Below are 9318 nucleotides of genomic sequence, written 5' to 3' on the forward strand. Positions count from 1 at the left end.
TGTCGTCAAACGGGTTTATCTATTGGTGATACACTTCATTGACAGCGTTTGTTACTGCGACCTTAACATGTTCAAAGGTCAAGCCGCCTTGCAAGTACAACGAATACGGCTCTCTAAGCGGGCCATCTGCACTTAATTCGATACTCGCCCCTTGAATAAAGGTTCCAGCTGCCATGATGATATCATCTTCATAGCCCGCCATGTAAGAAGGCACCGGCGCAACATACGCATCGATTGGTGAATATTTTTGAATCGCTTGGCAAAACTGAATCATTTTTTCACGATCGCCAAAATCAATCAGCTGGATCAAATCCGTTCGCGGCTGATCCCATTTAGGTGTTGATTCTAAATCATATTTAGCCAATAAAGCCGCTGAAAAAATCGCGCCTTGAATCGCTTGACTGACTACATGAGGTGCTAAGAAAAAGCCTTGCAGCATATCAAAGACGCTTCCTAGCATTGCGCCGCCTTCCGCACCGACACCGGGGGTCGTTAAACGATAAGCACAGCGTTCAACCAATGCTTGCTTGCCAACAATATAGCCGCCGGTTTTGGCAATACCGCCGCCAGGGTTTTTGATCAATGAACCGGCCATCAGATCCGCACCCACTTGCGTTGGTTCCATTAATTCAGCGAATTCGCCGTAACAATTATCGACAAAGATCACAACATTGGGTGCGATGCTTTTAACATAGTCACACATTTCTTTGATCTTTTCGACTGTAAATGACGGTCTCGAAGCATACCCTCGTGAACGCTGGATCGCTACGACCTTCGTTTTAGTGGTCATTTTTTCTTTAATTCCAGCAAAATCGACGTTCCCATCGGGTAATAAATCGACTTCATCATAACCAATCTGGTATTCCTTAAAAGAACCAATCCCGTTCCCTTGAACACCAATCACTTCTAACAAGGTGTCATAAGGAGTCCCTGTAATATACAGTAGGTCATCTCCCGGACGCAGTACACCAAAAAGTGAGGTTGCGATCGCATGGGTCCCCGAAACGATTTGCGGACGAACCAGTGCCGCTTCCCCGCCAAAAGTTTGAGCATAAACTGCTTCTAAAACATCCCGTCCTTGGTCATCATTGCCATATCCAGTAGACGGTAAAAAATGCGTCTCTGAAACATGATTTTCACGGAAAGCCGTTAAGACCTTCGCTTGATTTGATAATGCGACCTCACGAACTTCTTGCAGGCGTTCTCCGATTTGTTGATCGACTTGATCGACCATTTCTACTAGCTCAGGCGCCAGTTTCGTTGTCCAATTCATCTTCCATTCTCCTAATCCAAAGAGACTTTTTCTTAGCGAAGCCACGCACGATATACTTTTCCTGCTCTTCGTCAAAGTCCTCGCTTAAAACGAGGGTCTCTCGTTTCATTTCACTTAACGCTTGACCTTCATCAGCCCCTAATGTAATCAAATAAGGCTCAAGCAAATTCATGATCTCTTGTTTGATAGCGTCAGCCAGCACCTCTTTTCCTTTGAGGGATTTAGCAGAGATCAAAACATTAGGAAACAAGGTCGGCGCAAATGAAAACTCGTCGATCCGATCCGACTTATTATAAATCGTCAAGATTGGAATATCGTCCATTTCAAGCTCTTTCAAAAGCTCTATGACGGTTTTTTCTTGTTGTTGCCGATCTTCTGAACTGGCGTCAACAATGTGTAACAAAAGATCCATTCCTTTACTTTCTTCTAAGGTCGAATGAAAGGCATCCACTAATTGAGTCGGCAAATCTTGAATAAATCCCACCGTATCAGTGATCGTCGTCTCCATGCCTTGAGGCAAATGCCAACGTTTCGTCAACGGATCTAATGTAGCAAATAGCTGATCTTCTGAATACGTATCCGCATTGGTTAATAAATTTAAGATCGTGGATTTCCCAGCATTCGTATATCCGATCAGCCCCATTTGAAAGACGCTTGATTGCTGGCGCTTCTGTCGACTCCGTTCACGATGAGCTTCGACTTCTTTCAATTCTTTTTTGATAGCTGAAACACGGCGCCGAATGTGGCGACGATCCGTCTCTAGTTTGGTCTCACCAGGACCCCGCGTTCCGATCCCCCCACCTAAACGAGAAAGACTTTGACCCTGTCCCATCAGACGAGGCAATAAATAGTCCAATTGGGCCAACTCAACTTGCAACTTCCCCTCTTTTGAACGAGCCCGTTGCGCGAAAATATCTAAGATTAATTGAATCCGGTCAATAACTGGTACGCCGATCATTGCTTCGATCGTTTGGCTTTGCCGCGGTGATAAGGCATGATTAAAAATGACCAACTCCGCTTCATGAGCGTCCACCAACTCCGCCAATTCCTGCACTTTGCCCTTTCCAATAATCGTTTGTCGATCAATTTTTGGGCGTTTTTGTGTTAATGAATGAACGATTTCCCCATGGGCTGTTTTGGTTAGTCCAGCCAGCTCATGCATCGATTCTAAATAATTGTGTTTACTTTCATCTGTCTCAACGCCGACTAGGATGACTCTTTCTGTCAATTCGTTTCCTCCTCTAACCATTTTTCAATCGCATCTTCAATTTCATGAAGTGTTTCCGGTTGTTGAACCAGATCATACCAGTTCACCGACATCCGATTGCGAAACCATGTTAATTGACGCTTAGCATAGCGTCTGGAATGTAATTTAATTTCCTCGAGAGCAGACTCCAACGTAATGTTGCCTGCAAAATAAGGAAACAATTCCTTATATCCGATTCCTTGAGCGGCTTGAACTTCTGGTGTACCCGCCAATTTTTCTGCTTCATCTAGCAAACCTTGCGCCACCATGATATCCACACGTTGATTAATTCGTTGATAAAGTATTTCCCGATCCGTATTTAGACCAATCATAAAGCTGTCGTAAAGCTTTTGCGGCTGTTCTTTCGGTTCTAAGATGGAATGTCCTGTCAATTCAAAGACTTCCATAGCTCGGATCACTTTTTTACGATTATTGAAATGAATTTTTTCTGCGGCTAATGGATCGACTGCTTGCAATTGCTGCCACAATGCTCGATTGCCATTTTCTTCAGCGAAGCTTTCGTACTTTTCTCGCAGCCCAGTATCATCCACTTCGCCTTCTCGTCCCAGCTTGTAATCCCATAATAATGATTGGATATAGAGGCCAGTGCCGCCAACTACAATCGGTAATTTTCCGCGCTGGCTAATATCCTCAATCGCAAGACGAGCTTCTTGCTGAAAATCCGCAGCCGAGTAACTGTCATGAATTTCACGAACATCAATTAAATGATGCGGAATACCGGCCATTTCTTCTATGGTAACTTTTGCTGTACCAATATCTAAGCCGCGATAAACCTGTAAGGAATCACCACTGATGATCTCGCCATTAAAACGTCGGGCTAAATCAATGCTCAAACTCGTTTTTCCCACAGCTGTTGGACCGACGATTGTGATGATTTTCATTGCTTGAACCTACTTCTAGCGCGAATCGCTTTTTCTGGAAAATCGGTAATGATCCCGGCAAAACCTTTTTCAAAACAACTCATCATCGTTTCGTACAAATTAGGCGTCCACGGACGGATCGACTTCTCAAAATTTTTAACGATTTCAGGGTTTTGTTTGATCCAATCATAACTTGGATGTAACCCCTCAATAAAAGGTGAATCCAAAACTAGCTGATACTTATCAAGGGCATTTTTTTGAATCAAATCATATTGTGCGTCTGGTTCGTATTCATGCATGATTTCTAAGGAATCAAGATTAAAACTCGCGTACCAATAAGTAAAGGGCCATTCTTTGCTAGTCATTACCTCTGATATTTTTTCTTCAATTCCCGGATAGTGAAATTTATTTGTTTTGATCTCAATACATAAAATACCGCGAAAGCGCATTTGTAGTAATAAATTCAACACTTCTTGTAACGTCGAAATTTTCGTTGCTTGATATTTTTTATCAAACCAGCTGCCAGCATCTAGTTTTTTGATTTGTTCTAATGTCAATTCACGAACCAACCCTTTGCCGTCAGTCGTTCGATCAACACTTTCGTCATGAATAACTACCAGTTGTTGATCCGCCGTCAAATGAACATCCAGCTCGATGCCGTCTGCTCCGCTTCTTACAGCTTCCATAAACGCCGGTAATGTATTCTCAGGATGCGTCCCTGCACTACCGCGATGGGCTATAATTACTGTCATCTATCTTCACCTCTTCGTAATCACAAATTAACTTATTGGTTCTTTGATTGAAAAGCGGTGGCCGCTTATTTTTATTAAGAAGCCTTGAAATAATGCAAAGGCTGCTTCGTTGAACGAGCCAACTGCTGTCTTTTTTCGTCTAAAATTTCTAGTAACTGCTCTGAGAAGGTCTCCATGACCACTCGGCCGCCTTTGTATGTATAGCCGCCAATTTTAACTGTCTCTTCAGGCGATAAAATAACTTTTCGATGAGAAATATTTTTGAAAAATTCTTCAATCATGTAATTAGGCAAATAAAAATTATTTTGTGCCGTAAATGAATTCAAATAAATGAAATCATCAATGGTGATGTAGCAATCATCAAAGGAGTTAAAAGATACATAATCTTGCATCAAAACATTACGCTTCGATAAAATCTCATTAATTTTTTTGTTCAATAAATTAATTGTTTCGATTTCCTTGACCTGATGCTCTAATTCTCTTTCACGGTGATGCTGCAAGTCAATATACTTTAAAATTGAAAAGGCTGCGATACCAGTAATACACGCGCCGATTAATACCCCAATGAGTCCAATAAGTGCAATTTCCACATTTTCTCCTCCTAATTCGTTGATGTTGATATAGATAGTTTTCAAAAATAAGATTGCGATTCAGCACATTGCTCATTCCACCAAGACATTTGGTTAGGCATCATAGTAAAAAAAGGACCGATAATTCTTATCTCTGCGTTATTAATAGTACCATATTTTCCTGTTTCTAGGATAGTTCGAGTCAATCAAAAATACGAATCATTCTATTTGACCAAGACTGACCAAAGTTGTATACTTTTTTTAGGTTTTAGCAATCAAACGTTGTTTGTGCTAAACTAAATATGATCAATATTTTTAAGGAGGACTCACTATGAACTTAGTTCCTACAGTCATTGAACAATCATCTCGTGGCGAGCGAGCTTACGACATTTATTCACGTCTATTGAAAGACCGCATCATTATGTTAAGCGGTGAAGTAAACGACGATATGGCCAATACCATCATCGCTCAATTACTTTTCTTGGATGCCCAAGACTCTGAAAAAGATATCTATCTTTACGTTAACTCTCCTGGTGGTAGCGTTACTGCTGGTATGGCGATTTTTGATACGATGAACTTTGTAAAAGCTGATGTACAAACAATCGTTCTTGGAATGGCCGCTTCAATGGGCAGCTTCTTATTAACGGCTGGTGCTAAAGGCAAACGTTTTGCTTTGCCAAATGCTGAAATTATGATCCACCAACCTCTTGGCGGAGCTCAAGGACAAGCAACTGAGATTGAAATCGCAGCACGTCATATTTTGAAGACGCGCGAACGCTTAAACAATATTTTAGCTGAACGCACTGGTCAACCTCTTGAAGTTATCGAAAGAGATACCGAACGTGATAACTTTATGACTGCCGAAGAAGCAAAAGCTTACGGCTTGATCGATGAAGTAATGGAAAATAGCAGTTCATTAAGTTAAGTTATAAAGAATTTACGGCGGAAGTAGCCTCGTTACCAAAAAGCTACTTCTGTTGTATCTTTTGTTCGTAAACAAAGAGGCAAGACTGCATGCGGTCTTGCCTCTTTGTTTTGTATAGTTGATCCCCCTTTTCGAAAAATGAGGGGCAAACATATAAAAAAAGCTGAAGCATTGTCTGCTCCAGCTTATATCCCCTTATTCTTTTTGTGAATACCCATTTTGGTAATCAATCTTAATGCCTTCTTGTACATTATAAATGAAGAGATTAAATGAAATCTGGTCGTCTTCAATACTTTGGGCTTCCATCTGTACGCCGCGAGCAATTAATTCGTCCCCTTTAAAAGAAGGACTCACGCGATAACGAACATGATGATTGGTCTTCCGAATATAATTTCCAATCTCGATCTCGTGATCATTCATTCCCGGATCATTTAGTGAAGCAGTTCCAGTCATTAAATTTTTGAGATTATTATTTTCACCAGAAAACTGATAAGCAATCAGATGCGCCCGATTGTATAACGGCTTGTCATTATAAAATTTCTGGTGCCACCCTGTCGGCTTAACGTATAAACGTTCACGTTCTTCATGGGGCATCAAGTCTTTGCCTAACATACCATTAGCCACACCTACTCGGTTCAAGTTGTCCAAATCGGAAAATCGAGTCCACGTTCCATTTTCTAATGAAAGATCATTTTTGGAGAACAACGGCTGATTCTGATTTAACTCAATTGTCTGATGCTTTCCATCATATTCAGGTACTTCGGAAAGCTGATTAACAGTTAGTTCTTTAACTGGTTGATTCACTTCATCACTAGGCTTTACTTGGGAGTATATACCATAAATTCCCGCCATCAATACGACAATGACTGAAATAATTTTCGAGGTCTGTTTCTTTGCTGCGATCTTGCTTCAACTCCTAGCTCATAAAAATCGTCGTATATATTTCCGTCTCGCTATTCTACCACAGTTTTTATGGCTGATAAGCTTATTTCGTTTGTTGCCAAATTTCCTTGATTGCAGGTACATTCCCTAGCTCTGTTAAATTACTTGGCATAATGACCGTATTGCCATTATTTTCAACAACATGCTTGAAGGCTTCGATTCCTAGATAAGCGATCATTTCATCGGTCAAATTACTTTCGGCAATCGCTTGGTTGATTTCTTTGATCCGCGCCGTTTCCGCCTCCGTCAGCTTTCTAATTTTCTCAGCTTCGGCAGCAGCGTCGATCCGCGTTCTTTCAGCTCGGGCATCGGCATCGATCTTGGTTTGTCTTGCTCGCGCTTCCGCATCAATCTGCATTTCAGAAGATTTCGCTTCTGATTCCAAAATAACCGATTGCTTCTTCCCTTCAGAAATCGTAATCAATGATTCTTTGTCACGACTTGCTGTGATTAATTTATTCATTGAATTGACAATTTCATCTGAGACCGAAATCTCACCAATATTAATCCGGTCAATCGATAAACCATAGCCCGCAGTAATATCTTTCACACTTTGATACAAATTCACATTGATTTCTTCTGTCCCATTTAGCACTTCATTCAATTCCATCTTACCAATGATGCCCCGCAAGTTGGATTGGCAATCTTGAATCATCGAAGTCACTGAATCCTCATTATCGTATACAAAAGCTCGGGCATCTGTTACGTGATACTTAATCGCTTCATCAATTTCAACAATGACATTGTCCCGTGTAATCACACTTTGTGGTTCGATTTGAATCGGCGTTTGTTTTAACGATACCCGACGACGTACCACATAAAGAATTGGAATCAGAAAATGTAGCCCTGGATCGATCGTTTTGACATATTTACCGAAGCTTTCAACAACCTTGACTTCTCCTTGTTGCACAATCACGACTAATTGACTTAAAATAAACAATGCAACGACAATCACAATAACGACTAAAATAATATTAAATACTACCAACATAATTCACATCCCTTTCATCTCGATTATTATTAACGACGACTAACAACTCCCGACTGGTAAAATCAACTACTTCCAGCATATCCTCAGGCTCGGGAGGCCCATTTAATACCTTATAATCATACCAACTACCTAAAATTCGAACTAGCCCGGTGATTGCTAGACCCTTGCTACGAAAACATTTTCCCAATGTTTTCTGCATTTGATAATCCGACACCCACTCAACTCCTTTTCCTATTTAAAATTACTTAAATAGTCTATACATATAGTATAGCAAATCTTCTAAAAAAGAATCGTACTTTTCAGTGCTCTTATTGCTTTACAGTTTTATAGTTTTTTCTTAAGATGCTAATAGATTGGAGGCCTTTTAATGGAAACAGCAAAGAAACAATGGTGGGGACTGCTTGTCATTCCACTTGAATTAATCATCGGAGATTTTCTCTTTCCACTACTAAAAATTGATCAAAATCCTAAAGTTAGCCTTATTGCTTCAGCAACACTCTTTATTATCGGTTTTCTTATTATGTTGTATCTGTTTCATGATTTTTTAAGAACTCAGTGGCAAGTCTATCGCCAAAAGCTTTTTCGGCATTTGTTACTCAGCATTATTCTAGTCATCGGTGCTTTTTTAATTCTCAACATGGTTCGTGGCCTGATTCCTAGTGATTTGTTGCAAGTTCGAAATACAGCCACCGACGATACAGCCGCTCCGTCATTAAGTGCTAGTTGGGCTGTTTTAGCCGCTGTAATACCTTTTATCGCCCCATTCGCCGAGGAACTAACCTTCCGCTACTTACTTTTCGGTAAATTTACGAACAAAATTTTGCGTTTCGTCATGCTATTTGTCCAAGGTATTTTATTTGGTTTAGTCCATTGGAATAATTTTAATGGCAACATTTATGCCATGATTCCTTACATGGTGCTTGGCATTTATTTTGGCTTGATTTACTGGTTCTTCAAAAATATTTGGGGATCGATTATGGTTCACTGGATGCTGAATACGATGAACTCCTTATTGCCAGCTCTGTTTCTATTGATTCTTAGCCTTTTTGGTATTCAAACTTGATCCTCCATTGCGAGGATTTTTTTTATTCCTACAAACGAGCATACAAGAAAAAAATGTAGGCGCCCATGCACCCAACGAATAGCTGACAAGCAATCAACGCCACTTGATTCATTCGTTTTTGTCAAATAGTTGTGGACACTCCCCACTCCTTATTCTTGCCGTACCCAAACACTACAAGTATCAATACGCTCACAGGCACGATAAAACCATAAGTTTATTGCCCCAATTACTCACAGTCCAGTCAAAGGCGAATTGTATCGGAATTCGTTCAGGCAAACGAGTATAAAAAAGACTTGCCCCAGCAAAAAAAGTTAACGCCGCCCCGAAACCCAAGAAAATCGACCACTGATATGCTCTTCCTAACACTTTCTCACCTCCTGTATTTTGCCCATAGTATATTCCTCCCACAAATAGAACTCCAGAAGATTTCAAGTCCCTAAAATCAAAATAGTTTAAATGATAAGTTCCTTCATTAAAGTAAGCGCACCTTTTCTATAACCCTGATTTTAAAATATTCTTTTTCACATAATTTCATTTTTTTGGACACAAAAAAACCAGCGTTCAGCCACAAACGTTGGTTTGATAAGGTTTTATAACCTAAGCGGGTGACGGGCTTCTAAGCCGTTTTATAGGAAGATAAAACCAATATGCAAAGCATAACACACATCTTCTATGA

The 9318-nt window shown here is 40.4% G+C and carries 11 protein-coding genes; 2 read left to right on the forward strand and 9 right to left on the reverse strand.

Going from position 1 to position 9318, the window contains the following annotated elements; translation table 11 throughout:
• Positions 1–19 precede the first annotated feature (19 nt).
• From FFM67_RS11075 to FFM67_RS11095, 5 genes are all read right to left on the reverse strand, one after another.
• The gene (locus tag FFM67_RS11075) at positions 20–1273 is read right to left on the reverse strand and encodes a methionine gamma-lyase family protein (protein WP_137614621.1); all 1254 of its coding nucleotides are present in this window, start codon (positions 1271–1273) and stop codon (positions 20–22) included.
• Positions 1245–2501, reverse strand: a complete 1257-nt coding sequence (gene hflX / locus FFM67_RS11080; protein WP_137614622.1) for a GTPase HflX — start codon at positions 2499–2501, stop codon at positions 1245–1247. Before hflX ends, FFM67_RS11075 begins: the two co-directional genes overlap by 29 nt.
• Positions 2498–3421 carry a tRNA (adenosine(37)-N6)-dimethylallyltransferase MiaA gene (gene miaA / locus FFM67_RS11085; RefSeq protein ID WP_137614623.1) on the reverse strand — a complete coding sequence of 308 codons (924 nt, stop codon included), beginning with the start codon at positions 3419–3421 and terminating at the stop codon, positions 2498–2500. Before miaA ends, hflX begins: the two co-directional genes overlap by 4 nt.
• Positions 3418–4152: a glycerophosphodiester phosphodiesterase gene (locus FFM67_RS11090; RefSeq protein ID WP_137614624.1), complete on the reverse strand. Its 735-nt coding sequence runs from the start codon at positions 4150–4152 to the stop codon at positions 3418–3420. Before FFM67_RS11090 ends, miaA begins: the two co-directional genes overlap by 4 nt.
• A 74-nt stretch (positions 4153–4226) precedes the next feature.
• Positions 4227–4742 carry a hypothetical protein gene (locus FFM67_RS11095; RefSeq protein WP_137614625.1) on the reverse strand — a complete coding sequence of 172 codons (516 nt, stop codon included), beginning with the start codon at positions 4740–4742 and terminating at the stop codon, positions 4227–4229.
• A gap of 310 nt (positions 4743–5052) precedes the next feature.
• Here FFM67_RS11095 and clpP point away from each other — a divergent pair, with 310 nt between their 5' ends.
• On the forward strand, positions 5053–5646 hold the full coding sequence (gene clpP / locus FFM67_RS11100) for an ATP-dependent Clp endopeptidase proteolytic subunit ClpP (protein WP_137614626.1): 594 nt from the start codon (positions 5053–5055) through the stop codon (positions 5644–5646).
• A 195-nt stretch (positions 5647–5841) separates the two neighbouring features.
• Here clpP and FFM67_RS11105 read toward each other — a convergent pair whose 3' ends face one another.
• The 3 genes from FFM67_RS11105 to FFM67_RS11115 all read right to left on the reverse strand — a co-directional run bounded on the left by FFM67_RS11105 (position 5842) and on the right by FFM67_RS11115 (position 7793).
• Positions 5842–6498: a DNA/RNA non-specific endonuclease gene (locus tag FFM67_RS11105; RefSeq protein ID WP_137614627.1), complete on the reverse strand. Its 657-nt coding sequence runs from the start codon at positions 6496–6498 to the stop codon at positions 5842–5844.
• Between the two features lie 133 nt (positions 6499–6631).
• Positions 6632–7576, reverse strand: a complete 945-nt coding sequence (locus FFM67_RS11110) for an SPFH domain-containing protein (protein WP_137614632.1) — start codon at positions 7574–7576, stop codon at positions 6632–6634.
• Positions 7563–7793, reverse strand: a complete 231-nt coding sequence (locus FFM67_RS11115; protein WP_246042985.1) for a hypothetical protein — start codon at positions 7791–7793, stop codon at positions 7563–7565. Before FFM67_RS11115 ends, FFM67_RS11110 begins: the two co-directional genes overlap by 14 nt.
• A gap of 153 nt (positions 7794–7946) precedes the next feature.
• Between FFM67_RS11115 and FFM67_RS11120 the strand changes: the two genes are divergently transcribed.
• Positions 7947–8642: a CPBP family intramembrane glutamic endopeptidase gene (locus FFM67_RS11120; RefSeq protein ID WP_137614628.1), complete on the forward strand. Its 696-nt coding sequence runs from the start codon at positions 7947–7949 to the stop codon at positions 8640–8642.
• A gap of 189 nt (positions 8643–8831) precedes the next feature.
• Here FFM67_RS11120 and FFM67_RS11125 read toward each other — a convergent pair whose 3' ends face one another.
• Positions 8832–9008 (reverse strand): DUF1648 domain-containing protein, encoded by a 177-nt coding sequence (locus tag FFM67_RS11125; protein WP_170178035.1) that lies wholly within the window; start codon positions 9006–9008, stop codon positions 8832–8834.
• Positions 9009–9318 lie beyond the last annotated feature (310 nt).

Origin of the sequence: Enterococcus viikkiensis (assembly GCF_005405345.1) — a bacterium.
Classification (GTDB): Bacteria; Bacillota; Bacilli; order Lactobacillales; family Enterococcaceae; genus Enterococcus_A; species Enterococcus_A viikkiensis.